Annotated in this window: 26 protein-coding genes; 16 read left to right on the top strand and 10 right to left on the bottom strand. The window is 60.5% G+C overall.

Going from position 1 to position 25,122, the window contains the following annotated elements:
• Positions 1-145: 145 nt before the first annotated feature.
• The 4 genes from rfbC (at position 146) to CAF90_RS23140 (ending at position 4,487) form a co-directional block, all read left to right on the top strand.
• The gene (rfbC, locus tag CAF90_RS23155; protein ID WP_007952636.1) at positions 146-691 is read left to right on the top strand and encodes a dTDP-4-dehydrorhamnose 3,5-epimerase; all 546 of its coding nucleotides are present in this window, start codon (positions 146-148) and stop codon (positions 689-691) included.
• A 106-nt stretch (positions 692-797) separates the two neighbouring features.
• Positions 798-2,606, top strand: coding sequence for an ATP-binding protein (locus CAF90_RS23150; RefSeq protein ID WP_085608660.1), 1,809 nt, complete (start codon positions 798-800; stop codon positions 2,604-2,606).
• On the top strand, positions 2,603-3,991 hold the full coding sequence (locus CAF90_RS23145; RefSeq protein WP_085608630.1) for a sigma-54 dependent transcriptional regulator: 1,389 nt from the start codon (positions 2,603-2,605) through the stop codon (positions 3,989-3,991). Before CAF90_RS23150 ends, CAF90_RS23145 begins: the two co-directional genes overlap by 4 nt.
• A 40-nt stretch (positions 3,992-4,031) precedes the next feature.
• The gene (locus tag CAF90_RS23140; protein WP_085608629.1) at positions 4,032-4,487 is read left to right on the top strand and encodes a thioesterase domain-containing protein; all 456 of its coding nucleotides are present in this window, start codon (positions 4,032-4,034) and stop codon (positions 4,485-4,487) included.
• 13 nt (positions 4,488-4,500) lie between these two features.
• Here CAF90_RS23140 and cysQ read toward each other — a convergent pair whose 3' ends face one another.
• On the bottom strand, positions 4,501-5,334 hold the full coding sequence (gene cysQ / locus CAF90_RS23135; RefSeq protein ID WP_085608628.1) for a 3'(2'),5'-bisphosphate nucleotidase CysQ: 834 nt from the start codon (positions 5,332-5,334) through the stop codon (positions 4,501-4,503).
• Between the two features lie 5 nt (positions 5,335-5,339).
• A complete protein-coding gene (gene nudE / locus CAF90_RS23130) occupies positions 5,340-5,906 on the bottom strand; it encodes an ADP compounds hydrolase NudE (RefSeq protein WP_007952641.1) in 567 nt (188 codons plus the stop codon).
• Positions 5,907-5,994: 88 nt separating this feature from the next.
• Between nudE and yrfG the strand changes: the two genes are divergently transcribed.
• A complete protein-coding gene (yrfG, locus tag CAF90_RS23125) occupies positions 5,995-6,657 on the top strand; it encodes a GMP/IMP nucleotidase (RefSeq protein WP_085608627.1) in 663 nt (220 codons plus the stop codon).
• A 93-nt stretch (positions 6,658-6,750) separates the two neighbouring features.
• On the opposite strand, the gene lysM is transcribed toward yrfG, so the two are convergent.
• Entirely contained in the window at positions 6,751-7,191 is a 441-nt protein-coding gene (gene lysM, locus CAF90_RS23120; protein ID WP_039764611.1) for a peptidoglycan-binding protein LysM, read from the bottom strand.
• A gap of 137 nt (positions 7,192-7,328) precedes the next feature.
• On the opposite strand from lysM, the gene CAF90_RS23115 reads away from it, so the two are divergent.
• The 4 genes from CAF90_RS23115 to CAF90_RS23100 all read left to right on the top strand — a co-directional run bounded on the left by CAF90_RS23115 (position 7,329) and on the right by CAF90_RS23100 (position 12,261).
• A complete protein-coding gene (locus CAF90_RS23115; protein ID WP_064382760.1) occupies positions 7,329-8,216 on the top strand; it encodes a LysR family transcriptional regulator in 888 nt (295 codons plus the stop codon).
• Between the two features lie 92 nt (positions 8,217-8,308).
• Complete coding sequence (gene fdhD, locus CAF90_RS23110) at positions 8,309-9,148, top strand: formate dehydrogenase accessory sulfurtransferase FdhD (protein WP_085608626.1); 840 nt, start codon at positions 8,309-8,311, stop codon at positions 9,146-9,148.
• Complete coding sequence (locus CAF90_RS23105; RefSeq protein ID WP_085608625.1) at positions 9,145-11,493, top strand: FdhF/YdeP family oxidoreductase; 2,349 nt, start codon at positions 9,145-9,147, stop codon at positions 11,491-11,493. Before fdhD ends, CAF90_RS23105 begins: the two co-directional genes overlap by 4 nt.
• A 288-nt stretch (positions 11,494-11,781) precedes the next feature.
• Positions 11,782-12,261, top strand: a complete 480-nt coding sequence (locus CAF90_RS23100; RefSeq protein WP_085608624.1) for a YMGG-like glycine zipper-containing protein — start codon at positions 11,782-11,784, stop codon at positions 12,259-12,261.
• A 55-nt stretch (positions 12,262-12,316) separates the two neighbouring features.
• On the opposite strand, the gene CAF90_RS23095 is transcribed toward CAF90_RS23100, so the two are convergent.
• The 4 genes from CAF90_RS23095 to CAF90_RS23080 form a co-directional block, all read right to left on the bottom strand.
• Positions 12,317-12,748: a thioesterase family protein gene (locus CAF90_RS23095; RefSeq protein ID WP_085608623.1), complete on the bottom strand. Its 432-nt coding sequence runs from the start codon at positions 12,746-12,748 to the stop codon at positions 12,317-12,319.
• A gap of 31 nt (positions 12,749-12,779) precedes the next feature.
• Complete coding sequence (locus tag CAF90_RS23090; RefSeq protein WP_085608622.1) at positions 12,780-14,003, bottom strand: 3-hydroxyacyl-CoA dehydrogenase; 1,224 nt, start codon at positions 14,001-14,003, stop codon at positions 12,780-12,782.
• A gap of 109 nt (positions 14,004-14,112) precedes the next feature.
• Positions 14,113-16,041 (bottom strand): ATP-dependent DNA helicase RecQ, encoded by a 1,929-nt coding sequence (locus CAF90_RS23085; protein WP_085608621.1) that lies wholly within the window; start codon positions 16,039-16,041, stop codon positions 14,113-14,115.
• 153 nt (positions 16,042-16,194) lie between these two features.
• Positions 16,195-16,698, bottom strand: a complete 504-nt coding sequence (locus tag CAF90_RS23080) for a polysaccharide deacetylase (protein ID WP_085608620.1) — start codon at positions 16,696-16,698, stop codon at positions 16,195-16,197.
• A 304-nt stretch (positions 16,699-17,002) separates the two neighbouring features.
• Between CAF90_RS23080 and CAF90_RS23075 the strand changes: the two genes are divergently transcribed.
• The 5 genes from CAF90_RS23075 to CAF90_RS23055 all read left to right on the top strand — a co-directional run bounded on the left by CAF90_RS23075 (position 17,003) and on the right by CAF90_RS23055 (position 20,034).
• On the top strand, positions 17,003-17,284 hold the full coding sequence (locus tag CAF90_RS23075; RefSeq protein ID WP_085608619.1) for a hypothetical protein: 282 nt from the start codon (positions 17,003-17,005) through the stop codon (positions 17,282-17,284).
• Positions 17,285-17,386: 102 nt separating this feature from the next.
• A complete protein-coding gene (locus CAF90_RS23070; RefSeq protein WP_085608618.1) occupies positions 17,387-18,514 on the top strand; it encodes a hypothetical protein in 1,128 nt (375 codons plus the stop codon).
• Between the two features lie 347 nt (positions 18,515-18,861).
• Positions 18,862-19,161 carry a hypothetical protein gene (locus CAF90_RS23065; RefSeq protein WP_007952679.1) on the top strand — a complete coding sequence of 100 codons (300 nt, stop codon included), beginning with the start codon at positions 18,862-18,864 and terminating at the stop codon, positions 19,159-19,161.
• 157 nt (positions 19,162-19,318) lie between these two features.
• The gene (locus CAF90_RS23060; RefSeq protein ID WP_039764743.1) at positions 19,319-19,762 is read left to right on the top strand and encodes a hypothetical protein; all 444 of its coding nucleotides are present in this window, start codon (positions 19,319-19,321) and stop codon (positions 19,760-19,762) included.
• On the top strand, positions 19,762-20,034 hold the full coding sequence (locus CAF90_RS23055; RefSeq protein WP_085608617.1) for a type II toxin-antitoxin system RelE/ParE family toxin: 273 nt from the start codon (positions 19,762-19,764) through the stop codon (positions 20,032-20,034). The genes CAF90_RS23060 and CAF90_RS23055 overlap by 1 nt, the downstream gene beginning before the upstream one ends.
• Positions 20,035-20,207: 173 nt before the next feature.
• Here the strand turns inward: CAF90_RS23055 and CAF90_RS23050 are convergent, their stop codons facing one another.
• Positions 20,208-21,749, bottom strand: a complete 1,542-nt coding sequence (locus tag CAF90_RS23050; RefSeq protein WP_007952682.1) for a phosphoenolpyruvate carboxykinase — start codon at positions 21,747-21,749, stop codon at positions 20,208-20,210.
• Between the two features lie 181 nt (positions 21,750-21,930).
• Positions 21,931-22,833: an Hsp33 family molecular chaperone HslO gene (hslO, locus tag CAF90_RS23045; protein WP_085608616.1), complete on the bottom strand. Its 903-nt coding sequence runs from the start codon at positions 22,831-22,833 to the stop codon at positions 21,931-21,933.
• 104 nt (positions 22,834-22,937) lie between these two features.
• Here hslO and CAF90_RS23040 point away from each other — a divergent pair, with 104 nt between their 5' ends.
• Positions 22,938-23,738, top strand: coding sequence for a phosphatase PAP2 family protein (locus CAF90_RS23040; RefSeq protein WP_007952685.1), 801 nt, complete (start codon positions 22,938-22,940; stop codon positions 23,736-23,738).
• Positions 23,739-23,805: 67 nt separating this feature from the next.
• Here CAF90_RS23040 and CAF90_RS23035 read toward each other — a convergent pair whose 3' ends face one another.
• Positions 23,806-24,213 (bottom strand): RNA-binding S4 domain-containing protein, encoded by a 408-nt coding sequence (locus CAF90_RS23035; protein WP_007952687.1) that lies wholly within the window; start codon positions 24,211-24,213, stop codon positions 23,806-23,808.
• Between the two features lie 116 nt (positions 24,214-24,329).
• On the opposite strand from CAF90_RS23035, the gene CAF90_RS23030 reads away from it, so the two are divergent.
• Entirely contained in the window at positions 24,330-25,109 is a 780-nt protein-coding gene (locus CAF90_RS23030) for an EAL domain-containing protein (protein ID WP_007952688.1), read from the top strand.
• Positions 25,110-25,122: the final 13 nt, after the last annotated feature.

The following is a 25,122-nucleotide window of genomic DNA, read 5'->3' as shown; positions in this document are numbered from 1 at the left end:
TCGCCATTGCTACGGGCGATTAGCAACCCCCGACCATCCGTCCCCCGACGCCCTGCGAGGCAGGTGGATTTGCATGCCCCCCTCGCACCCTCCCGCACTTTGCGCAAGAATGTCGGCCATTCAAACCTGCCACTGGAATATCCCCATGAATGTAATCCCCACTGACCTGCCTGGTGTCCTGATCATCGAACCCAAGGTGTTTGGTGATGAGCGCGGGTTCTTTTACGAAAGCTTCAATGCCAAGGCGTTTCAGGACGCGACCGGCCTCGACACGCAGTTTGTGCAGGACAACCATTCGCGCTCGCAGAAAGGCGTTCTGCGTGGGCTGCATTACCAGTTGGAAAACACCCAGGGCAAACTGGTCCGCGTCACCGTCGGCGAAGTCCTCGATGTCGCCGTGGATATCCGTCGCAGCTCGCCGCATTTCGGCAAGTGGGTGGCCGTGCGTCTGTCCGCCGACAACCATCGCCAACTGTGGGTACCGGAAGGTTTCGCCCACGGTTTCGTGGTGCTGAGCGAGTTCGCCGAATTCCTCTACAAGACTACTGACTACTACACCCCGTCGGCCGAGCGCAGCATTCGCTGGGATGACCCGGATCTGGCTATCGACTGGCAGCTGGACGAAGCGCCAAAACTGTCGGCCAAGGATCAGGCAGCCGCCTTCTTCAAGGACGCCGACGTCTTTTCCTGAAGTCCTGTGTGAATTTTCAGCGCCGCTGCACACCCGACCACGGGTGCGCAGACTGCGCCGGCAAGCCTAGGCATAATGCGCCTGTACCCACAGGCGCTCGATGCTCATGACTCCGACCCTTCCCCGCCGCCCCCGCTGGCGCAGTCTTGCCCTGCTGGCTCTGTGCCTGGCACCGCTGCTGTGGCCGCTGGAACATCTGGCCGAGCGCTATTACCGCAGCGAACTGGCCGGCCAGAACCGCCAGACCCTCGACCTCTACGTCGCCAACCTGCTGGGCACGCTGCATCGCTATGAAGTGCTGCCGCAAATCCTCGGCGACCTCCCGGCCCTGCGCGCGGTGCTCGGGGCGCCGGATGACGGCGTGACCCAGGGCAACGCCAACCGCCTGTTGAAGAACATCGCGGCGCAGACCGGCGCCGAAGTCATGTACCTGATGGACACCAGCGGCCAGACGCTCGCGGCATCGAACTGGGACAAGCACGACAGTTTCGTCGGGCGCAATTTCTCTTTCCGGCCGTACTTCAGCGAGGCCATGGCCGGCCGCCTCGGGCGCTTCTTCGGTCTGGGCACCACCTCCGCCAAGCGCGGCTACTTCTTCGCCGCTGCCGTGCGCAATGGCGAGAAAATCATCGGGGTGCTGGTGATCAAGGTTGACCTCGACCACACCGAAAGCCTGTGGGGCAAAACCCCGGAACAACTGCTGGTGACCGACCACAACGGTGTCGTCATCCTCACCTCGCGCCCGGAATGGCGCTTTCGCGCGACCCGCACTCTGAGTGATGCCGAGCGTGCGGCGATCACCGCAATCCAGCCCTACCCGACCCGCGAGCCACGCCCGCTGAATCTGAGCCCGACCGCGTGGCTGCCGCAGACCCAGGACATCGCGGAAACCGGCTGGAGCGTCAGCATTCTGGCCCCGCGCACGTTGATCGACCGACCGGTGCGCACGGTGGTGGCGATCGGCGGCGCCACCTTGCTGGTGGTGATGCTATTGCTGGGCCTGATGATGCAGCGTCGTCGTCATTATCTGGAACGGATCGCATTCGAAGCCAAGGCCCGACGGGAGCTTGAGGGGCGGGTCGCCGAACGCACCAGCGATCTCGAAGGCCTCAACCGCCGCCTGAAACAGGAAGTGCTTGAACGCGAACAGGCCCAGCAGGAACTGGTGCGCGCCCAGGACGATCTGGTGCAGGCCGGCAAACTGTCGGCGCTGGGGACAATGTCGGCGAGCATCAGCCACGAACTTAACCAGCCGCTGGCGGCGATCCGCAGCTACGCCGAGAACGCCGAAGTGCTGCTCGACCACGAACGCACCGAAGATGCCCGCGGTAACCTCAAGCTGATCAGCGAGCTGACCGGGCGCATGGCCTCGATCATCGCCCACCTGCGCGCCTTCGCCCGCCGCGACCGCCACGCCCCGGAAAGCGTCGCCCTGCAACCGGCGCTGGACGACGCGCTCGCCTTGCTGGCCAAACGTCGCCGCAGCATGGATGTCGAGCTGATCCGTGACCTGCCCGCCGCCACCCTGTGGGTCGAGGCCGGGGAAACCCGTCTGCGTCAGGTGTTGGGTAACCTGCTGGCCAACGCCCTCGACGCCCTGACGGAAAAAGGCCCGCCGCGCAAATTGTGGCTGAGTGCCGAATCCACCGACGAAGGCGTCAACCTGTACATTCGCGACAATGGCCCGGGTTTCTGCATGGAAGCCCTGGGCCGCGCCAGCGAACCGTTTTACACGACCAAGACCCGCACTCAGGGTCTCGGTCTGGGGTTGGCCATTTGCGAAACCCTGATGCGCGCCTTCGGTGGTGAACTGTCGTTCGCCAACCACAAGCAAGGTGGCGCCTTGATCACCCTGCGGCTGCGCGCCGGCGCGCCCGGGGTCAGCCTGCAACCGTCCGAGGATCGAAGCGCATGACCATCGACAACCGCATTCAGGTGGTGCTGATCGACGACGACCCGCACCTGCGGCAGGCTCTCGGCCAGACCCTGGATCTGGCCGGCCTGAAAATTCTTCCACTGTCCGAAGCCAAGGGCCTGGCCGCGCAACTCGAGCGCGACTGGCCGGGCGTGGTGGTCAGCGACATCCGCATGCCCGGCATGGATGGCCTGGAACTGCTGAGCGAACTGCACGCCCAGGATCCGGAACTGCCGGTGCTGCTGATCACCGGCCACGGCGACGTGCCACTGGCCGTGCAGGCCATGCGCGCCGGTGCTTATGACTTTCTGGAAAAACCCTTCGCCAGCGACGCCCTGCTCGACAGCGTGCGCCGCGCCCTGGCTCTGCGGCGCCTGGTGCTGGACAACCGCAGCCTGCGCATGGCCCTGAGTGATCGCAACGAACTGAGCGCGCGGTTGGTCGGCCAGTCCGCGCCGATGTCACGCCTGCGCGAGCAGATCGGCGCACTGGCGGCGACCAAAGCCGACGTGCTGATCCTCGGCGAAACCGGCGCCGGCAAGGAAGTCGTCGCCCGCGCCCTGCACGATCTGTCGAGCCGGCGTAACGGCCCGTTCGTGGCGATCAACGCCGGAGCGCTGGCCGAGTCGGTGGTCGAAAGCGAATTGTTCGGCCATGAGCCCGGCGCTTTCACCGGCGCGCAAAAGCGCCGGATCGGCAAGTTCGAATTCGCCAATGGCGGCACGCTGTTCCTCGACGAAATCGAAAGCATGAGCATGGATGTGCAGGTCAAACTGCTGCGCATGCTGCAGGAGCGCGTGGTCGAACGCCTGGGCGGCAATCAGTTGATCCCGCTGGACATCCGCGTCATTGCCGCCACCAAGGAAGACCTGCGTCAGGCCGCCGATCAGGGACGTTTCCGGGCGGACTTGTATTACCGCCTCAACGTGGCGCCGCTGCGCATTCCGCCACTGCGTGAACGGGGCGAAGACGCGTTGATGCTGTTCCAGCATTACGCCGATGAAGCCAGCGCGCGCCATGGTCTGCCACCGCATGAACTGCAACCGGCGCAACGGGCGTTGCTGCTGCGGCATTCATGGCCGGGCAACGTGCGGGAATTGCAGAACGCGGCGGAGCGCTTTGCCCTCGGCCTGGAACTGGCACTGGACAACACGCTGCCCGATGGCAGCCCCGGCACCACCGTCGAAATCACCGCAGGTGGGCTCAGCGAGCAAGTGGAAAACTTCGAGAAATCCCTGATCGCCGCCGAACTGGCCCGCTCTCACGGTTCCGTGCGCAGTCTCGCCGAAGCCCTGGGCATTCCGCGCAAGACCCTGCACGACAAACTGCGCAAGCACGGGCTGAATTTCGCTGGCAGCGGCGGCCATTCCGACGAATCCGAATGAAGCACGCTCAATTCACTTTTCTGCCGCAAGAGGTCCGGGCATGAAGCACGACAGTCGTTATCTGGAATCCGTTCTTCACCACGACATCCCGCTGACCCGGGACATGGGCCTCAAGGTGCTCGACTGGCAGGAACAGCAACTACGCCTGCACCTGCCGCTGGACGCCAACGTCAATCACAAGAGCACCATGTTCGGCGGCAGCCTGTATTGCGGCGCGGTGCTGGCGGGTTGGGGCTGGCTGCATTTGCGTTTGAAAGAGGAAGGTATCGAGGACGGGCACATCGTGATTCAGGAAGGACAGATCAGTTATCCACTGCCGGTCACCGGCGATGCCATTGCGATCTGCCCGTCACCGAGCACTGTGGTGTGGAAGAAGTTTCTGGCGATGTATCAACGCTACGGACGGGCGCGACTGACGCTGCATACGCGGGTCGTCAATACAGGAAGCGATGAAGATGCGGTGACGTTCAGCGGGCAGTACGTCCTGCACCGCTGAAGACAGAAAGCGCTTACGAGCGGGCGAGTTCGAGCAGCTTCGCCCGCCATGCGGCTTTCGCCGGCAACGCCAGGAAGAAACCGTTCAACAACGACTCTCGTGGTGGATAACAGAACGCTTCGCCACTCAGGTCCAGCACCTCGCCACCCGCCCCTTCCAGAACGCCCTGCGCCGCTGCCGTGTCCCACTGCGAAGTCGGCGCCAGACGCGGGTAGCAATCGGCAGCACCTTCGGCCAGCAGACAGAACTTCAGCGAACTGCCGATGTTGGCCAGCTGCAACTCGCCAAGGCTGGCACTCAATCCGGTCAACAAGCGCTCCTGCTCCGGGCTCGAATGACGGCGGCTGGCAACCACGGTGAAGGCTTCGCCAGGACCGGGCACATCACGAACCTGAATCGCCACCGGCGTACCGCCCGTATCGCCGCGCCAGGCACCGAGTCTCGCGCCGCCGACGTAGAACCGCCCGTTGGTCGGCATCGACACCACACCGAACACCACCCGGCCATTCTCGATCAGCGCGATGTTGACGGTGAATTCTTCGCTGCCGCTGATGAACTCCTTGGTGCCATCCAGCGGATCCACCAGCCACCAGCGCTGCCAGCCCGCGCGCACGCTTTGCGGGATATTGGCGTCCTCTTCGGACAGCACCGGAATGCTCGGATCCAGCGCTGTCAGGCCGGCCACGATCACGTGATGCGCGGCCATGTCCGCCGCCGTCACCGGCGAATCATCGGACTTGGCGGTGACGGCCACATCGGCACGCCAGAACGGCAGGATCGCCTCACCGGCCCGTAATGCCAGCTCGACCACCGGCGCCATCAACGGATGGGGAAAACTCATCGGCATCTCACTCATGACTGGAAAAATCCGCGCTGGGTCAGCAGGTCGCGGGTCAGGTACAACGCCGCCAGGGCGCGTCCCTCACTGAAATTCGGATTTTGCGCCAGCGTCGACAGCTCCCGCAGGTTGACCTTGTCCACACGCATCGGCTCGGGCTCATCGCCTTCGAGGCGTTCTTCGTACAAATCGGTGGCCAGCACCACCTGTATCTTCTGGCTCATGTAACCGGGGGACAACGACAGCTCGGTCAGATGCTCCAGTTGTCGCGCGCCATAACCGGCTTCTTCCTTGAGCTCGCGTTCGGCGGCAGCCAGCACATCTTCGCCGGGTTCGATCAGGCCTTTGGGCAACGACAGTTCATATTCGTCGGTGCCACCGCAGTATTCCTCGACCAGCACCGCGTGCTCGGCATCGAGCATCGCCACGATCATGACCGCGCCATAGCCGGCGCCCTTGCCGACCAGCCGCTCGTAGGTGCGTTCCACGCCGTTGGAGAAACGCAGCTTCAGCTCTTCGACGCAGAACAGCCGGCTGGTGGCGACGATCTCGCGGGCAAGTACGGTGGGTTTCTGGCGCATGCAAAGCTCCTTGGCGTGAACGCGCTACTATAACGCGGCTTTTCCGATTGTTTGCGTCGGATATCTTTCTACCGTTCGAGACGTTGCCATGCCTTCATTACCGTGGTCCGACATCGATACCGTTCTGCTCGATATGGACGGCACGTTGCTGGATCTGCACTTCGACAACCACTTCTGGCTGGAACACCTGCCGCAGCGCTACGCCGAACTGCATGGCGTGAGCCGGGCCATGGCGGAAATGGAATTGCAGCCACTGTTCGAGCGCCATGCCGGTCAATTGCAGTGGTACTGCCTGGACTTCTGGAGCGCGGAACTGAAGCTGTCGGTGCGTGAGCTGAAACTGGAAACCGCCCACCTGATCGCCCTGCGCCCGGACGCCGACACCTTTCTGGAAGCGATCAAACGAGCCGGCAAACGCGTGGTGATGATCACCAACGCGCACCGCGATTCACTGTCGCTGAAACTGGAACGAATCGAACTGGCACCGTACTTCGAACGGATGATCAGCTCCCACGATTACGGTTTCCCCAAGGAGAACCCGCAATTCTGGGACGCCTTGCAGGCCGACATCGGTTTTGACCCGGCACGCAGCCTGTTCATCGACGACACCTTGCCGATCCTGCGCAGTGCGCGGAATTTCGGCGTGGCGCATCTGTTGGCCGTGAAGGAGCCGGACAGCCGCAAAGGGCCGAAGGACACCGGGGAGTTTGCGGCGGTCGAGGATTATCGGGATTTGATTGCGGGCCTGTAGACCGCATCGTCCTCATCGCGAGCAGGCTCGCTACCACAACTGAAATGCATTCAAATGTGGGAGCGAGCCTGCTCGCGATAGCGATATCTGCGGTTATTCAGGAATACGCAGCGTCTGCCCCGGATAAATCTTGTCCGGGTGTGACAGCAGCGGCTTGTTGGCCTCGAAAATTTTGTTGTACTGGTTGGCGTTGCCGTACACCGCCAGGGAAATCGCGCTGAGGGTGTCGCCCTTCTTCACGACCACAAAACGCGCCGCCGCCACAACCGGCCCGGTCACGGTGATCTGGTCATCGACGCTGCCGACACCGGCAATGTTGCCCACTGCCAGAAGAATCTTCTCTTTCTCTTCCTGGCTCGCCACTTCACCGGTGACCGTCACCTTGTCACCGTCCACGGTCGCCTGGACATTCGGGTTACCCAACCCGACCTTGCTGATGTGCTCCTTCAATTGCTCGCTGGCATTGGCGTTGCCAGGGGTCAACAGATCTAGCAACTTCTCACCGGCCTCTTTCACAAAGCTCAAAAGACTCATAGCGCACACTCCTTGATTTAAGTTCCAGACGCCCAAGCCTAGACCACCCCGGACAAACCCGGTTCCGGCCCGACCAATGACCCTGCCCTCGCGCAAGCGGTAGAATCGCCCACCCTTGCCAGCGCCCCGGAGCGAAGATGGACATCAAGCAGCTGAAATTCCTCATCGCCCTCGACGAAACCCGCCACTTCGGCCAGGCCGCCGCCCGCTGCCACATCACCCAGCCGACCTTGTCGATGCGCCTGCGCAGCCTCGAAGAAGAACTCGACCTGCCGCTGGTCAACCGTGGCCAGCGCTTCGAAGGGTTCACCGCGCCGGGCGAACGGGTACTGGCCTGGGCGCGCACGGTGCTGGCGGCTTATGACGGCTTGCAGGCGGAAGCGGCGGCCTGTCGCGGCAATCTGATCGGCACCCTGCGGCTGGGCGTGGTGCCGTTGTCGAGTTTCGATGCGCTGCCTTTGATGCAGCGCCTGCACGCGCAACACCCGAACCTGCGCTTCGAACTGTCCTCGCTGAGCTCGGAACAGGTTCTGGAGCAACTGGCGAACAATCGCATCGACATTGGCGTGTCTTATCTGGATCGCCTCGACGGCGAGCGGTTTGAATCCCTGGCCTTCAGTGAGACGCAGATGGGCCTGCTCTACGACCAGCGGTTCTTCAGCTTTGGCGAAGCACCGCTGAGCTGGGAATCACTGATCGAACTGCCCCTGGGCATGCTCACCAGCGGCATGCACTTTCGCCAGTCCATCGACCATAACTTCCACAGTCGTGGCCTGACGCCGCAACCTTTGCTGCAAACCGACGCCGTCCACCAATTGTTGCAAGCTGTGCACGGCGGGCTGTGCTGCGCGGTGATGCCGCTGGACGGCGGTCTGGAAAACCTCACGGATAACCTGCGCCTGCAACCCATCGAAAACGCCCAGACCCTTGCCCGACTGGGGCTGATCATGCGTCGCGGGGCACCACGATCGGCGCTGGCCGAGGCGTGTTTCGCGCTTTATCAGAAATCACCCACGGACGCTTGATCGACGGCATCTATCGAAGGATCGACACTAGCGATTAGACGCGACAACTTGCCGCGCCTAGTCTTAACGTTGATCAATCCGTCGGTGATGCCATGAACGCCAAGCGCCCGGCCTGCGCGGCGCCTGCTCTCGAAACGCCCGCGCCAGCCGCCAGTCAGACCTACAGCTACAGCGATCTCCCCCTCGCGGAATCGGCCAGCACCGCGCTGGCCGAAGAAGTCGCGTTGGCGATTGCCTACAACGGCATCAGTCAGGCCGTGATGCTGGTGACGCCGACCGACCTTGAAGACTTCATCGTCGGTTTCAGCCTCGGCAGCGGCATCATCGAAGACGCATCGGACATCTACGACCTGCAATTGACCGGCTCGGGCTCGGCGCAATACGCACAAGTGACCATCGCCAACCGCGCCTTCTGGAACCTCAAGCAACAGCGTCGGCAACTGGCCGGCACCAGCGGTTGCGGGTTGTGCGGCGTGGAAGCGGTGGAGCAGGCGCTGCCTGATTTGAAGGTTTTGCCCGGCGCACCTTTACCGCCCATCGAATGGCTCGAAGGTTTGCGTCAGCGCATCGGCGCGTTCCAGCCGCTGGGCCAGCACTGCGGCGCGGTGCATGCCGCGGTGTTCATGAACGCCAGTGGTGAATTGCTGCTGGGCCGTGAAGACATCGGCCGGCACAACGCCCTCGACAAGCTGATCGGCGGCCTGATCCGACAAAAGATATCCACAGCCGGCGGCCTGGCGATTGTCACCAGCCGTTGCAGCCTCGAATTGATCCAGAAAGTCCTGCGGGCCGGGATTCAGACCCTGGTCAGCCTGTCCGCGCCCACCGGCCTCGCCGTGCAATGGGCCCGACGCCACAACCTCAATCTCATCCACCTGCCGCAGAAGAACGCGCCGCGGGTGTATAGCCCAGAAATGGAGAAACACCCGTGAGCCAACATCATCAAGCCGACCAGAAACCCGTTCCGCGCTACAAGCCTTACAAGGGCCCGGCCGGTGGCTGGGGCGCCCTGATCAGCGTGGCCCAGGCCTGGTTGACCAGCGACAACGCGCTGAAAAACCTGCGCATGATGCTCAAGACCAACCAGAACGGCGGCTTCGACTGCCCGGGCTGCGCCTGGGGCGACTCGCCGGAAAGCGGCATGGTCAAGTTCTGCGAGAACGGCGCCAAGGCGGTGAACTGGGAAGCGACCAAGCGTCGAGTCGATGGCAAATTTTTCGCCAAGCACAGCGTCACCGCGTTGCTGGAACAGAGCGATTACTGGCTCGAGTATCAGGGCCGTCTGACCGAGCCGGTCGTGTATGACGCCGAAACCGATCGCTACAAGCCGATCAGCTGGGACGATGCCTACGCGCTGATCGGCAAACACCTGCAAGCGCTGTCGAGCCCGGATCAGGCCGAGTTCTACACCTCGGGCCGCGCCAGCAACGAAGCGGCGTACCTGTATCAACTGTTCGTGCGCGCCTTCGGCACCAACAACTTCCCCGACTGCTCGAACATGTGCCACGAGGCCAGCGGCGTGGCCCTGGCGCAGAGTGTCGGCGTCGGCAAAGGCACCGTGACCTTCGACGACTTCGAACATGCCGATGCGATTTTCGTCTGGGGCCAGAACCCCGGCACCAACCACCCGCGCATGCTCGAACCCCTGCGTGAAGCGGTGAAACGCGGCGCTCAGGTGGTGTGCATCAATCCCCTGAAAGAACGCGGCCTGGAACGCTTCCAGCATCCACAGCACCCGATCGAAATGCTCACCAACGGCGACAAGCCGACCAACACCGCGTATTTCCGCCCGGCACTGGGCGGCGACATGGCGGTGCTGCGCGGCATGGCCAAGTTCCTGCTGCAATGGGAACGCGATGCGCAGAAGGCTGGCGCGCCGGCGGTGTTCGATCACGACTTCCTCAATGAACACAGCGTCAACGTGCTGGAATACCTCGGCGTCGTCGATGACACGCCGTGGGAGCAGATCGTCGCGCAGTCCGGCCTGACCCTGGTGGAAATCGAGCAAGCGGCGCGCATGTACGCCAAAGGCAAGAACGTGATCATGTGCTGGGCGATGGGCATCACCCAGCACCGTCACTCGGTGCCGACCATCCAGGAAATCGCCAACCTGATGCTGCTGCGCGGCAACATCGGCAAACCCGGCGCCGGTCTGTGCCCGGTGCGTGGCCACAGTAACGTGCAGGGCGACCGCACCATGGGCATCAACGAGCGTCCGCCGGTGGCGTTCCTCGATTCCCTGGAGCGTCGCTTCCAGTTCAAGGTGCCGCGTCACAACGGGCACAACGTGGTCGAAGCGATTCACGCGATGGCAGAAGGTCGCGCCAAGGTGTTCATCGGGCTGGGCGGCAACTTCGCCCAAGCCACACCGGACAGCCCGCGTACCTTCCAGGCCCTGAGCAACTGCGACCTGACCGTGCAGATCAGCACCAAGCTCAACCGCAGCCACCTGGCTCACGGCAAGGATGCGTTGATCCTGCCGTGCCTGGGCCGTACCGACATCGACATCCAGACCGAAGGCCCGCAAGCCGTCACCGTGGAAGACTCGTTCAGCATGGTGCACGCGTCCAACGGTCAGTTGCAGCCACTGTCGAACCAGATGCGCTCGGAGCCGTCGATCATTGCCGGCATCGCCGCCGCGACCCTGGGCAGCAAACCGGTGGACTGGAACTGGCTGGTGGCCGACTACCGGCGCATCCGCGAGCTGATCGCCGACACCATTCCGGGCTTCAAGGATTTCAACGAGAAGGTCAAGAACCCGGGCGGTTTCTACCTCGGCAACAGCGCCGGCGCGCGCAAATGGAATACCACTTCCGGCCGGGCCAACTTCAAGCCGAACATGCTGCCCAAGGACCTGATCCACGAGCGCACTCGCGCTACCGGCCAACTGCCGGACCTGATCCTGCAATCGATGCGTTCCCACGATCAGTACAACACCACGATTTATGGTCTCGACGATCGTTATCGCGGCGTGAAGGGGCAACGTGATGTGCTGTTCGCCAACGAGGCGGACATCATTCGTCTGGGCTTCAAGCCGGGGCAAAAGGCTGACATCGTGTCGCTGTGGGACGACGGCCGCGAGCGTCGGGTGAAGGGCTTCACGCTGCTGGCGTTCGATATTCCGGCGGGGCAGGCGGCGGCTTATTACCCTGAGGTGAACCCGTTGGTGCCGCTGGAAAGCACCGGCGATGGCAGCCATACGCCGACGTCGAAGTTTATTGCTATCCGGCTGGAAGCGGCGAGTGAAACGGGGCTGATCATGGCCAAGTCGGCCTGATCCTGATCGCTCCCACGTTCTGCGTGGGAGCGCAGCCAAGGACGCTCTGCGTCCGAAAATCAGACTCGATAGAACGCGCAGACACTTTTCAAACGCCCACAAAAAAGGCCGCTTTGTGATCAAAGCGGCCTGTCCGAAGTAGCTAAAGACCGGCGAAAAACCGTTAAGTTCCGTCCAAAAATCAGTAACTTGCAGAATTGTATACAAGTCGTGTTATTCGTCGGATTTCGATTGTCACGCCCATTCCAGAGCCTCAGGATCGCGCCGTCATCCCTTTGAGGCTCCTCTATGAAGTTCTCCTCGATTCTCTTGTTGTCCCTTGGCCTGGTCAGTGGCTTCGCTTCTGCCGGAGGCACCACCGAAGCAGGTGTGGGCGGCGCATTGGGCGGGGTTCTTGGCTCGGTCGTCGGTCAATCGCTAGGCGGCAGTACAGGTTCAACCATTGGCGCAGCCTTGGGCGGCGCGGGTGGTAGTGCGGTCGGCGCCGACAAGCGCAGCCGTGGCGAAGCAGCCATCGGCGGTGCGCTGGGCGCAGCCGGCGGCAACGTGGTCGGCCGCAGCATGGGCGGCACCACCGGCAGCCTGATCGGCGCAGCAGCCGGCGGCGGCGCGGGTGGCGCGCTGGGCAACTACATGGGCAACAAGAGCGATGACGACGATCGTCATTACGACCGTGGTCGTGACCGTCGCTACTACCGTGACGACCACCGTGGTCGCGGTCATGCCTACGGCCATCGCAAGCATCACAAGTACTATCGCCACCGCTGAGGCGAAGGCTTGAAGAAAAATCGCAGCTCCCCCGGGCTGCGATTTTTTTTGCCTGTCACACCGTCAGGCGTTCCAGCGCATCGCGCAATGGGGCCGGAATCGACACCGGCTGATTGGATGCCCGGTCGACGAATACATGCACGAAACGTCCGGCGGCACAGGCTTCCTGTTCTCCCTCCTTGAACACCGCCAGTTCGTATTGCACCGAACTGTTGCCCAGCTTGCCGACCCGCAGACCAATCTCGATTCGATCCGGAAAAGCGATCGACGCGAAATAGTCGCAGGACGAACTCACCACAAACCCCACCACCTCGCCGTCATGGATATCCAGCCCTCCGACCTGGATCAGGTACGTGTTCACCGCCGTGTCGAAGAAGCTGTAATAGGTGACGTTGTTGACGTGGCCGTAGGCGTCGTTGTCATGCCAGCGCGTGGTGATCGGCTGGAAGTGCGGGTAATCGCTGCGTTGCGGCATCGGGTTGGACATCAGTGTCGATTCCTGGAGTGATCTGCCCAGTCTAAAGGTAAAAACCCTTGCCTCGCGCCGCCAGCTCGCCGATCAATGGCGCCGGCCGCCAGTGGTCGCCCTGCCGGGTTTCCAGCGCCAGCAATCGCTTGTGAATGTCGGCCAGCCCCTGATCATCCGCCCAGGCCATCGGTCCGCCCCGCTCCGCCGGGAAGCCATAGCCATTCAGGTAGACCTGATCGATGTCATGCGCCGACTCGGCAATCCCTTCCTGCAGGATCTTCGCGCCTTCATTGACCAACGCCAGCAAGCACCGCTCAAGGATCTCCTCCGAGCCGATATCCCGCCGATGAAATCCCAACCCTTCGCTGACGCTCAACACCAGCGCATCGACCTCGGGATCATGCTCGGCCTGACGGCTGCCCGGCTCGTAATGGTAATAGCCATTACCGGACTTCTGACCGAAGCGACCCTGTTCGCACAAGCGGTTATCCACCTGAACCTCGGGCGCGTCCTGCCCCTTGCCGGCCAGCTCGCGGGCACGCCACTCGAGATCGATGCCGACCACGTCGTACATGCGAAACGGCCCCATGGCGAAACCGAAGCTCTGCAATGCCGCATCGACCTGGTGCGGGTACGCCCCTTCGAGCAACATCTTGCGTGCTTCAAGCACATACGGATGCAGCATGCGGTTGCCGATAAAACCGTGGCAGTTGCCCGACACCACACTGACCTTGCCCATGCGTTTGCCCAGCTCAAGCGCCGCTTCAAGCACTGCCGGTGAGGTCTGCGCGCCACGGACGATTTCCAGCAATTTCATGATGTGCGCCGGGCTGAAGAAATGCAGGCCCAGCACTTGAGTCGGGCGTCGTGTCGCGGCGGCAATGGCGTCGATGTCCAGCGCCGAGGTATTGCTCGCCAGCAGCGCCTCGGGCTTCAGCACGCCATCGAGCTCGCGGAAGATCTTCTGCTTGAGTTCGAGGTTTTCGTACACCGCTTCGATCACCAGGTCGACGTTGCGAATCGCCACATAGTCTGGCGCCGCACTGATACGGGCAATCCGCGCATCGGCCTCGGCCTGGTCGATCCGTCCCTGTCGCACGTTGTGCGCGTAGATATCGGCCACCGTGGCCAGCGCCTGTTCGAGCATTTGTGGATTGTTATCGACCCACTGCACTGACACGCCGGCGTTGGCCAGGCACATGACGATGCCGCGGCCCATGGTGCCGGCGCCGATCACGGCGGCCTGCTGAATAGCGAAGGATGTCTGGCTCATGTTGTTCTCTTGTTGGCGATCCGAAGACAGCCATCACCATAGTCAGCCACCGGGCATTTTTGAAGTTCATTGCCGTGATGATCGACATTCAGCAGATGGATTCGAGACCTCAAAGATGTGTCTGAGCCCAGGCCCGAACCTCGGCGTAAGGATATTCCTCCAGCGCCGCAAACCCGGAAATGGCCCGGGCCTTGAGCTTGGTAAACAACGGCACGCTGATTCCGCACAGGAATCGGGTCAATCGCTCCGCCGACGGAGCACTGCCAGCGTGCTGCTGATGCCTGTGGATAAAATCGCCGCACAACGCCGCAAAATTTTTATCCACAAGCGCCGGCAGTTCCGGAGGCGCCGGCAACCGGGCGACGTGCCCGTGACACACCGAGCAATGTCCGCACTGCTGCGGCGCATTGTGATCGCCAAAATATTCGGCCAGCCGATATCCGAGGCATCGCTCGGTGGTGAACAGCTCGAGCATGGCGTGAATCCGCGCCACTTCGGTTTGCTCATGGCGGGTGAAATACTCATGCAGTTCAGCGCTCAGGGTCTGGCTGTCGAAATCGCCGCGCAGGACGTTGTAGACCTCGGTCATTTGCTTGCTCTCAAGCTCGACCCAGCCCTTTTCCTGAAAGTAATCCAGCGCCTTCACCACCCGATTGCGCTCGGCGGAATACTGCTCGTACATCGCCTCGAAATTCACCGTAGCCCAGGTGCGTGCGCGGCTTGAGGTCTGGATGATCGCGGCGACGAAATCCCTCCGTTCACCTTCGAAACGCTCAAGCAACGCCTCGGGCTCCAGCAGGTATTTGAAACGGTATTCGGCGTAGTACGCGTAGCGCGGGGCAATCAGTCCTCGCAGCTCCAGTTGCACCAGTAACGTCTTCAAAGGCAACGAACGGATGTTGCTCTGGTCCGCCAGCGGCCCGAGCAGAAATTCCCATTGGCCTTCGGGTGCGGCGGCCTGCAATTCGTCGAGCACGTGACGAATACCGTCCTGTTCCGGCGTGTCGCCATACACGAAGTTTTCCAGCACATTGAGGCTGTCGCGGTTGGCCAGCACCAGGCAGTCGGACGGCTGCCCGTCACGCCCGGCGCGGCCGATTTCCTGGCTGTAGTTTTCGATGGATTTGGGCAGGTCGAAATGCACCACGTTGCGGATGTCGCTCTTGTCGATGCCCATGCCGAAGGCGATGGTGGCGACGATGCAATTGGACTGCCCGCCCATGAAGCGCTTCTGGATCGCGTCCCGTTGCTCATGGGGTAAACCGGCGTGATAAGCCTCGGCCTGAATGCCATTGCGCTCAAGATGTTCGGCAATCTGCTCGGCGGTTTTCTGCAGGGTGACGTAGACAATACTCGGCTGGCCCGCGCGCTCGCTCATCCACTCCACCAGCCGTCGGCGCTTGTCCTGCCCACGCACCGGCTCGACCAGCAGATTGAGGTTGGGTCGATAGAAACCGGTGGTCACCACATCTTCTGCCGCGATGGCGAATTTCGCCTGCATGTCGGCGATGACCTTCGGCGTTGCCGTGGCGGTAAGCAGCAGGGTCTGCGGGATGTTGAACTGGCGCTGGTAGTCCGGCAGCTTGAGGTAGTCGGGGCGGAAGTTGTGGCCCCATTCGGAGATGCAGTGCGCCTCGTCCACCACCAGCAGCGAGATCGGCACCTGCTGCAAAAAGTTGCGAAAGCGCTCGTTCTTCAAGCGCTCCACGGAAATCATCAGGATCTTCAGTTCGCCCGAACGGGCGCGAGCCATCACATCGTTGGCGTCTTCGCGGCTCTGCGCCGAATCGATGCTGCCTGCCGAAATCCCGTGTCGTCGCAAAAACTCGAGCTGATCCTGCATCAACGCCAGCAGCGGCGAGACCACCAGCGTCAGGTGTGGCAGCAGGAGTGCCGGTACCTGGTAACAAAGGGACTTGCCGGAGCCGGTGGGAAATATCGCGGCGGCCGAGCGCCCGGCGAGAACGGCGCTGATTGCGGTCTCCTGGCCGGGTCGAAACTGTGGATAACCGAAAACCTGTTCCAGGGTGTTGTGCATTCGCTGTCACTCCGTTGACCGCTGTGATGCCAACAGCCTAGCGGGCGATCGCAGCGAGTCGAGAAAAGGTCGGGGGTCAAATCGATACGGGATGATACCCGACGACCTCCAGCCTTTGGCCAACGTCGTGACGGCGGGGCCGTGACAGCGGGACTACGGCTGCAACACCGCCACTCGCAATTGCTCGTTCAACAGCTGCTCATGCACGCCCTGGCTTTTGCTGGCCCACAGTGCATGGGCCGGGCTGATATCACCGGTGAATGCCGCCGCCAACTGACGCAGGTCGGCGACACTGCGCACCCGAGGACAGAACGCTTGCTCGTCGCAGTTCTGGCTGGCGTTGCGATAGGTGGTGAGCAAACGATCCCATAGGCCGTCACGCACTTGGCGGATCGACTTGAGCTGCACATGCGGCACGCCCAGACGTTGTTTCAGCCCGGACTCATCCAGGCCTTCGCTGGCCAGCAGTGCCTTGCCGAACATCAGCACTTCGGCGCGGGACGCCGTGTCGATGCTGGCCTGGGTCGTGAGTGCGTCCGGCCATTCGGTGCGCTCCACTTGGGTGAGCACCAGTCCATTGCCCGCCTCGGAGGCCAACGCCAAACGACAACCACCCGCCCATAGCAAAACGATCGAGGCCATTCGTAGCCACTGCATACCTAATTCCCTTTAAGTCTGTGTCGGACGTTTGGAAACACCCCACGGATTCTGGCGCGCACCATACAGATGTTTAACGGGAATCGCCCGACAAACACGTAGGAAATTTCGCCCATCAGGGTTTGGCTGTGAAAAAGCCGCAAAAACGCGTAGGGCAAATGCCCGTACCCCGGAAAAACCCCTACGAATTCTGTCCATTGTGGCTGTCTTGTCCCACTCGACGGCGCCCTTCTATAGTGGCCGGCGCGACTGAAAACACTGTGTCGGCCCGCCGAAGCGACTTCGTAAAGGACACGCCTCAACCATGAACATGTTCACACCGCTGAATACTCGTTTTCGCCCTCTCAAGACCTGCAACGGCGACAACCCGGTAATGGTCATCGACACCGCAGCTGCACCGGGTGACCTGCTCAATGCCGCCGATCAACGCCTGCGTGCCGCCAGTGATCTGCTGGAAACTCTTTACTGTTTGTGTTTCAAACAGGCCGATGTGAAAGATATCCCCAACATCGTCAATGCGCTTTATTTGTTGACGCAGGACGGCTGTGACTTGCTGGAAGTTGCCAGACAGCAAATAAATAGTTAAAGCCAGCTGACCAACTTACAAAGTTCGCAACAACCCATCACTTCCATTACAACAAAGATTGGAACTAGCCTGTTTGCTCTTACATCAATCAAGAGCAACAACATGACTACGCTGACTATTTTCTTTTGCGGTACAGGTTCGACAAAGTTTGATAACGCCCACGAAAACTATTGGGACGGTGAATTGGTTTCCACACTTGCCTCTCATCACGTCGGTCGCGAGTTCGCCGAATGGATCGTGGTCGATGGCCCCGGCACCAGCAACCTGCAAGCCGATGAACTGTTCACCCAATCCAAGGACTACGGCCTCAGCGGGACCTTGTTCGGCAAGGGCTGGGAGGAAAACGTCCTGCACGCGATGAACATCATCAAAGGCAAGTGCGACTGGCAGCGCGAGCAACTGACCGAAGCGGAATACAACCGCCTCAAAGCCGCTGGCATCCCGATTGAAGATGTAAAAGTCGAAGGTTCCTGGCTGTGGCGTAAATATAACTATGGCGATCGCAGCGTCACGCAACAGAAGTTACAGGAACAGATTATTAAAACCTTTCGCAAGGACGGTGTTATTCCAACAAAAGTCAATCTGGTGGGCTGGAGCCGCGGCGGCATCAGTTGCCATATGCTGGCCAATGCCATGTTCAACGACAGTGCACTGAAAAACATCCCAGTGAATATCTTTGCCATCGACCCGGTACCAGGTATTGGCAACTTTCAGGAACAACGGGTAAAGCTCAACGCCAACGTAAAAGAATATGTGGGTTTCTATGCACGGGATGAGCGCTCCAAGGGCTTCAGTTGCGTCATCCCGCAAACCGCGACCGGCACCAAGACCAGCATCTTCCCCATGCCCGGCCGTCACGCCACCCTGGTCGGCAACGCCTCCGCCGACGGCAACAGTGGTCCAAAAGTGCTGGCCGAACCCGGCCTCATCGTCCGCCACTTTGCCGAGGTCTGCCTGAAACGCTGGGGCACCGTACTCGACAAAAACCTCAACCTCACCGACGCCGACCTGCGCAACCATGCCGCCACCATCGTCAACTCGGCAGCGAAGTACAAGGCCATGGAAAAGTGTTCCTACACCTGGTTCACCGAGCTGGATCAAGGCGAGCGCTACGTTTCGTTGGGCAGCAAAGGCGTTCCGTTTTCGACGGTGAAAGGCACGATCTACAGCCCGGCGACCGGGCTGACCACGAGTGTGCTGGATGTTGAGGGGTATCGGGCGATTCGTTGAAAACCGTGATTGATCTGTAGGAACGGACTGCCCGAATCTGCATCCCGTTCCTACACGCAGCGGCGCCTTGTCTTCTATCGGCGCCAGTGGGCTGAAACCTATAGTTGTGACTGTCGCTGCCAATTCAGCGACTCGGGCTTGGTCACCCGAATGGATCATGCATTCGCGTCCGCTGTATGCTGCCGGCACTCAATTGCCAGCAGCGTTATGGTGGCTGTGTTTGGGACGCTTTCGAGCGTGCCGGGTATGTGCATGATCCTCACCGGTTGACCAACCCGAACACAGTCGCCTCCAGTCGCTTGGTCACGATGTGGTGGCTTCATTCGAAGCAATTGAGGATCTAAAAAATGAAATCATGGAACGAGCTCCACTCCGATCGCTACCGCCCACTCGACTCCAACCTCACCGATACCAAGCCCCTCGTCATCGACACCGAAGCCAACCCGCAAGACATCCTCGAATGCGCCGTCCAGCGCCTGCGCGCCTCAAGCGACCTGCTGCAAACCCTCTACTGCCTCTGCTTCAAACACGCCGACGTAGAAGACATCCCGCACATCACCCACGCGCTCTACCTTCTCACCAAAGACGGCTATGACCTGCTCCAGGTCGCCCAGCAACGAATGCTCAACTGGAAAGCGCCGGCCTGACGAATTCCTCGGCAGGCGTGTTCACAGCTAGAACTGCCTGCCCCTATCTCGAACACTGACGCTGACATCTCCGGCGCGAAACTTAAGGATCAGAATTTTGCAAACTATTATTGATTGCGTACGATGGGAGCCATTGTTCAACCAAGGGCTTGCCTTCATGACCACTGAAACCATTGATCACAGCACTCTCACGCGGCTGTTTGAGAACGGTTCGATCAGTAGCGCACATATCGTCGCCAAACCCGGTGGCTGGTCGATTCAGATTCAGCAAGGAAGCAAAGAATACTCACTGACCGCACAACGCAGTGGCCAGGTACGTCTGTTCAAGCGGCTTGAAACACTGGTGACCTACCTGCAAGGAGTGGGCATCAATCACTTCGATGTGGACGCCTCCAGTTACGACCCCCTACAGATAAAAACCTATGCTCGCCCTGATCGCGCCGAAGCGATGAAACAAGCTCATGAAGCAGCTGCGTATGAAGAATGGGTCAAGCAACAGGTACAAATCAGCATTGATGACCCAAGACCCAGCGTCAGCGATGAAGACGCTCGCAGGATATTTGCCGCCAAACGGGATGCCCTGCGTCAGCGAGCACGTTGATGAGGTTGGTCTGGCGCCAAGAAGCGCTGGATGACCGAGACAACATCATGGAGCGTATCAGCCAGGAAAATCCCGTTGCAGCGATTGAACTCGATGAGGCCTTCGAACTGAAAGGAGAAAGCGCTCGCCAGCACCCAGCCCTGTACCGAAAAGGTATCGCGGAAGGTACCCGCGAAATCGTCGTCACTCCAAACTACGTCATCATCTACGCAATCAAAGTTGACGTTGTGGAAGTACTACGAGTGCTGCATACCAGACGGCAATGGCCATGATGGCTGGAGAGAAAATGCTCAGGGGATTCGCGGCTCCTTAAGTAGCATTATTCTGGCTGTTTAACGCGGATTGTGCGGGAATAATGGCAGTTGATCTGACAATGAAATCCAACCCGTCACCCACAAAAAAGCCGCCCTCAAGAGGCGGCTTTTTCATTTACCAGAACTAAGTCTTACAACTTAGGCCCGGCAGCCTTGATCGCGTCGCTCACTTCGAACTTCTTGAAGTTCTCGATGAACAGACCGGCCAGTGCTTTGGCAGCTTCGTCGTACGCAGCCTTGTCAGCCCAGGTGTTGCGTGGGTTGAGCAGGTTGGTTTCGACGCCCGGTACGGCCAGTGGCACGTCCAGGTTGATGGTGTCCAGGTGCTCGGTGGCTGCACCGATCAGCGCGCCGCTCTGGATCGCTGCGATCACCGCGCGGGTGGTCGGGATGTTGAAGCGTTTGCCGACGCCGTAGCCGCCGCCGGTCCAGCCGGTGTTGACCAGGTAGACCTTGGAGCCGAAGCCGCGGATGCGTTTGATCAGCAGCTCAGCGTATTCGCCGGCCGGACGCGGGAAGAACGGTGCGCCGAAGCAGGTGGAGAAGGTCGACTTGATGCCGCTGCCCGAACCCATTTCAGTCGAGCCCACCAGAGCGGTGTAGCCGGACAGGAAGTGGTAGGCCGCTTGTTCTTCGTTGAGGATCGACACTGGCGGCAGGACGCCGGTCAGGTCGCAGGTCAGGAAGATCACAGCGTTTGGCTCGCCGCCCAGGTTCTTCTCGGAACGCTTGGCAACGTGCTCCAGCGGGTAGGCCGCGCGGCTGTTCTGGGTCAGGCTGACATCGGCGTAGTCGGCGTGCTTGGCGTCGTCGATCACGACGTTTTCCAGCACCGCGCCGTGCTTGATGGCTTTCCAGATGACCGGCTCGTTCTTCTCGGACAAGTCGATGCACTTGGCGTAGCAGCCGCCTTCGATGTTGAAGACAACGCCTTCGCCCCAGCCGTGTTCGTCGTCACCGATCAGGTAACGGCTTTCGTCGGCGGACAGGGTGGTCTTGCCGGTGCCCGACAGACCGAAGAACAGGGTTACGTCGCCTTCTTCGCCGATGTTGGCAGCGCAGTGCATTGGCAGTACGTCAGCGGCCGGCAGCAGGAAGTTCTGCACGGAGAACATGGCTTTCTTCATTTCACCGGCGTAACGCATGCCGGCGATCAGCACTTTCTTCTGGGCGAAGTTGATGATCACGCAACCGTCGGAGTTGGTGCCGTCACGCTCAGGCACGCACTCGAAGTTGGCGACGTTCAGCACTTGCCACTCTTCGCGACCGGCCGGGTTGTACTGAGCCGGGTTGATGAACAGGCAACGACCGAACAGGTTCTGCCAGGCAGTCTGGGTGGTCATCTTCACGGCCAGGTAGTGATCTTCGGCCGCGCCTACATGCACGTGGGAAACGAAATGCTCTTGCGCGTTGTTGAATGCTTCAACACGAGCCCACAGCGCGTCGAACTTGTCGGCCGGGAACTTGCGGTTGATCGGGCCCCAGGCGATTGCAGCCTGGGTGGAAGGCTCTTCAACGATGAAACGGTCGACTGGCGAACGGCCGGTGCGGTGACCGGTGCGAACAACCAGAGCGCCGGTATCGGCAAGCTCGCCTTCACCGCGGTTCAGGGCTTCTTTTACCAGATCATCAACACTCAGATCGGTGTACACGGCGTTATTGGCTTGCGTCATGAGGTTCCCCGTCGGCCAGTGGCCGAGTGTGCTCCAAACGTTTTGTAGTAGAAAGTCGTGCACTACTACCGCGAAAAAAGTGGGCCGGATTATGCCAGAAAAGCCCAAAAAGAGTAGGGCCCTCCCGTCGTAACGGCGTTATTCCGTCGTTGAGCAGTGAATTTACCTGCGCTGAACCGTTTTAGTGCCGGGTATCTGACGGCGTCTCGACGCCCGCGCCAGCGAACAATTGAGCGATATCTGCCGCATCGAACAGGTAGCGCTGGTTGCAGAACTGGCAATCGATCTCGACTTTTCCACCTTGCTCGGCCACGAGTGCCTGCGCATCTTCCAGACCCAGGCTGACCAGGGCATTGCCCGAACGCTCGCGGGAGCAGCTGCAGTGGAAGCGCAGTTTCTGCACATCGAACAGACGAACCTGCTCTTCATGGTAGAGGCGATGCAGAACCGTTTCGTTGTCCAGGCTCAACAGTTCATCAGCGGTCAGGGTGTTGCCCAGCGCGGTGATGTGCTGCCAGCTGGCGGCGCGTTCTTCTTCGTCTTTCAGGCGATCGGCCGGCAGTTGCTGCAGCAACAGACCACGGGCACGACGGCCATCGGCGCACAGCTTGAAGCGAGTGCCGACCTGCTGGGACATGACGAAATAGTTGGTGAAGCAGTCGGACAGGGTTTCGCCGTCGAGGTCGACGATGCCCTGATAACGCTGGCCGGCGATCGGGTCGACAGTCAAGGCCAGGACACCGTTCGGCATCAGGTCGCCGAGGGTCGCATCGGCCGGAATCTGCTCGGCGTGATAGCGCGCCAGGCCACGGATTTCTCGCTCGCTGGAGCATTCGATCATCAGCAGCGGGATCGGGCCTTCGGAGCGGGCCTGAAGAATCAACAAGCCATCGAATTTCAGGGTGCCCACCAGCAACGACGCGGCCGCCATCAGTTCGCCCAGCAATTGCGCAACCGGTTCCGGGTACGGGTGCTTGGCGAGCACTTCGGCATAGCTGCGCTCCAGCGACACCAGTTCGCCGCGCGTGTCGCTGTCATCGAAGATGAAGCGTTGGGTGTAATCGGTATCGAGGAAATCGGTCATAGGTCTGGGTATCTGAATGTGATGACAAAATGGTTACAAAGAATGAAAATCCCGCGCTTCTGGCATCCTTTTTGATGCCGATGTTCAGCCACGGGAGGCATTTTATGAACAATCCGGGTTTGTTCCAATCAAGGTGGAACCTCGGCCGGCTGGTTCTGTGCAACATCGTGCCATTGGCACTACTGGCTTTCTGGTTATGGCCTACGGGTCAGATGCTGTGTGTGATTTTCGACGAGTGGCTGTTCCGCACACTCAATGCACCGCTGGCCAGCAACCCCATATGGCTCCACATCTGGGCAATTGCAAGTCTGCGACCGTTCGACATCGTCGTCGGCCTGATTCTGCTGACGCTGCTGATCAAGGGCGACTGGGTGTTCAGGGCGATTGACGTGCGTCGCGCCTTTTTCGGATTTTTTTCGATCCTGCTGCTGATGGTGGTGATCCGCGCGCTGTTTTCCAAGTTCGCCGATCACATGGGCTGGCAGCACAGCAGCCCGTCGATGGTGCTCGAAGGCGCAGTGCACATCAGCGATTACTTCCCGCACCTGGAGAAGACCTGGGAACTGAAGGACCGCTCGAGTCAGAGCTTCCCCGGTGACCACGCTTCGGTGCTGCTGATCTGGGCACTGTTCATGGGCGTGTTCAGTCGCACGGTCGGCCAGTTCCTGGTGATCTGGGGCCTGGCACTGCTGTTCATGTTGCCGCGCCTGGTCGCTGGTGCACATTGGGGCCAGGACGATTACATCGGCGGCATGCTGTTGGCGGTGTGGGCACTGGGCTGGGGTTACTACACGCCGTTTGCTTATCACGCGGCGAATTTCTGGCTGAAGGTCACGGCGCCGGTTTTCCGGCTGCTGGGCAAACTGCCGATGGTTTCGCGGATGAGTGTGGTGTCCGCGCAGTAATCAACGGTGACTGAAAAAAACGCAGCCGCCGGCGGGTCTTGAACCCAGGCCGGCAGGCTGCGTTTTTTTATTCGCCGCTACTGTTCCCACGAAATTTAAACAGATCCCGGCGCTGCTTCTTGCTCGGTTTGCCGTCGGTGGTCACGCCCAAGGCGCCCGCCTTGCGCATCGCCGCAGCCGCTTCACGTTTGGCAATACTCGCCTCGGTCTCGGCATACAGCGTCTGCGCCTCAGGTGCACCGCGACGCACGATCGACAGGGCCTGAACCACAACGGTCTTCTCATCGAAGCCGGTGCGAATCTCGAACTCATCGCCAATGCGTGGCTCTTTGCCAGGCTTGCAGCGCTCTCCCCGACAATGCACCTTGCCGCTCTCGATGGCAGCCTTGGCCAAAGCGCGAGTCTTGAAAAAACGCGCGGCCCACAGCCACTTGTCGAGACGGACCTTGTCGTCCTCTTCCTGTTTTTGCGCCATATGAATTCCTCGTTCAGCCAGTAGTCGGAACTGTACTACCGATTCTGTCGGGCGCAAGAATCCGGCCCTCCAGATAAACTGTGATCTTCGCCGGTTCAACGGCATGGAGTGATCGAGTGACCAAATTTCCGTCTTCATTGACCTCGCCCAAATCCGGGTGCCTGGGCTGCCAGCAAAGCGAGCCGCTGGGCTTCGATTTTTCGTTCGCTTATCAGCCCATCGTGGATCTGCGTGACGAATCGGTGTACGCCTATGAGGCACTGGTTCGTGGGGCGGCCGGTGAAGGCGCTTTAACGGTGTTGGATCAGGTTACAGAAGATAACCGCTACCGTTTCGACCAGCTCTGCCGGACTCGGGCCATCGAAGGCGCAGCCGAGCTTAATATGCAGACACACTTGTCGATCAACTTCATGCCCAACGCCGTCTATCGTCCAGAGTTATGCATTCGCAGCACCCTGGAGGCTGCCAGAAAACACAATTTCCCGATCGACCGGCTGATTTTCGAAACACTGGAAAGCGAGCACGTAGATAACTATCGCCATTTGACCAATATTCTGCGTGAATACCGCGAATTCGGCTTCAAGACGGCCATCGACGATTTCGGTGCCGGCTATTCGGGGCTCAATCTGCTGGCCGATTTCCAACCGGACTTGATCAAGCTCGATATGGCGCTGATCCGCGATATCGACCGTGACCGTGTTCGTCAGGCTATCGTTCGGGGGATTGTCACAATCTGTGCGGAGTTGGACGTTACAGTCATCGCCGAAGGCATAGAGAGTGCGGGGGAGCGGGATTTCCTGGCGGACTGCGGAATATTTCTGATGCAGGGTTACTGGTTCGCCAGACCCGCATTCAAAGCGTTAGCCCAGGTGTCCCCTGAAGCGTGGACGCGTTAATCGTTGGTTTTTT

Origin of the sequence: Pseudomonas sp. B37(2017) (assembly GCF_002112885.1) — a bacterium.
GTDB lineage: Bacteria > Pseudomonadota > Gammaproteobacteria > Pseudomonadales > Pseudomonadaceae > Aquipseudomonas > Aquipseudomonas paraglycinae.
Note: the sequence above shows the minus strand (reverse complement) of the source record. Positions and strands in the feature narration are given on the sequence as shown.

Bases quoted from the DNA above. Each gene is read 5' to 3' on its own strand.
- CAF90_RS23150 (WP_085608660.1), top strand. From the start codon at position 798: ATGACTCCGACCCTTCCCCGCCGCCCCCGCTGGCGCAGTCTTGCCCTG.
- CAF90_RS23140 (WP_085608629.1), top strand. From the start codon at position 4,032: ATGAAGCACGACAGTCGTTATCTGGAATCCGTTCTTCACCACGACATC.
- nudE (WP_007952641.1), bottom strand. From the start codon at position 5,906: ATGCGCCAGAAACCCACCGTACTTGCCCGCGAGATCGTCGCCACCAGC.
- cysQ (WP_085608628.1), bottom strand. From the start codon at position 5,334: ATGCCGATGAGTTTTCCCCATCCGTTGATGGCGCCGGTGGTCGAGCTG.
- CAF90_RS23040 (WP_007952685.1), top strand. From the start codon at position 22,938: ATGAACAATCCGGGTTTGTTCCAATCAAGGTGGAACCTCGGCCGGCTG.
- hslO (WP_085608616.1), bottom strand. From the start codon at position 22,833: ATGACCGATTTCCTCGATACCGATTACACCCAACGCTTCATCTTCGAT.
- CAF90_RS23070 (WP_085608618.1), top strand. From the start codon at position 17,387: ATGACTACGCTGACTATTTTCTTTTGCGGTACAGGTTCGACAAAGTTT.
- CAF90_RS23075 (WP_085608619.1), top strand. From the start codon at position 17,003: ATGAACATGTTCACACCGCTGAATACTCGTTTTCGCCCTCTCAAGACC.
- CAF90_RS23085 (WP_085608621.1), bottom strand. From the start codon at position 16,041: ATGCACAACACCCTGGAACAGGTTTTCGGTTATCCACAGTTTCGACCC.
- CAF90_RS23065 (WP_007952679.1), top strand. From the start codon at position 18,862: ATGAAATCATGGAACGAGCTCCACTCCGATCGCTACCGCCCACTCGAC.
- CAF90_RS23095 (WP_085608623.1), bottom strand. From the start codon at position 12,748: ATGTCCAACCCGATGCCGCAACGCAGCGATTACCCGCACTTCCAGCCG.
- CAF90_RS23100 (WP_085608624.1), top strand. From the start codon at position 11,782: ATGAAGTTCTCCTCGATTCTCTTGTTGTCCCTTGGCCTGGTCAGTGGC.
- CAF90_RS23055 (WP_085608617.1), top strand. From the start codon at position 19,762: ATGAGGTTGGTCTGGCGCCAAGAAGCGCTGGATGACCGAGACAACATC.
- CAF90_RS23035 (WP_007952687.1), bottom strand. From the start codon at position 24,213: ATGGCGCAAAAACAGGAAGAGGACGACAAGGTCCGTCTCGACAAGTGG.
- CAF90_RS23090 (WP_085608622.1), bottom strand. From the start codon at position 14,003: ATGAGCCAGACATCCTTCGCTATTCAGCAGGCCGCCGTGATCGGCGCC.
- rfbC (WP_007952636.1), top strand. From the start codon at position 146: ATGAATGTAATCCCCACTGACCTGCCTGGTGTCCTGATCATCGAACCC.
- CAF90_RS23145 (WP_085608630.1), top strand. From the start codon at position 2,603: ATGACCATCGACAACCGCATTCAGGTGGTGCTGATCGACGACGACCCG.
- yrfG (WP_085608627.1), top strand. From the start codon at position 5,995: ATGCCTTCATTACCGTGGTCCGACATCGATACCGTTCTGCTCGATATG.
- CAF90_RS23060 (WP_039764743.1), top strand. From the start codon at position 19,319: ATGACCACTGAAACCATTGATCACAGCACTCTCACGCGGCTGTTTGAG.
- fdhD (WP_085608626.1), top strand. From the start codon at position 8,309: ATGAACGCCAAGCGCCCGGCCTGCGCGGCGCCTGCTCTCGAAACGCCC.
- CAF90_RS23080 (WP_085608620.1), bottom strand. From the start codon at position 16,698: ATGCAGTGGCTACGAATGGCCTCGATCGTTTTGCTATGGGCGGGTGGT.
- CAF90_RS23050 (WP_007952682.1), bottom strand. From the start codon at position 21,749: ATGACGCAAGCCAATAACGCCGTGTACACCGATCTGAGTGTTGATGAT.
- CAF90_RS23115 (WP_064382760.1), top strand. From the start codon at position 7,329: ATGGACATCAAGCAGCTGAAATTCCTCATCGCCCTCGACGAAACCCGC.
- lysM (WP_039764611.1), bottom strand. From the start codon at position 7,191: ATGAGTCTTTTGAGCTTTGTGAAAGAGGCCGGTGAGAAGTTGCTAGAT.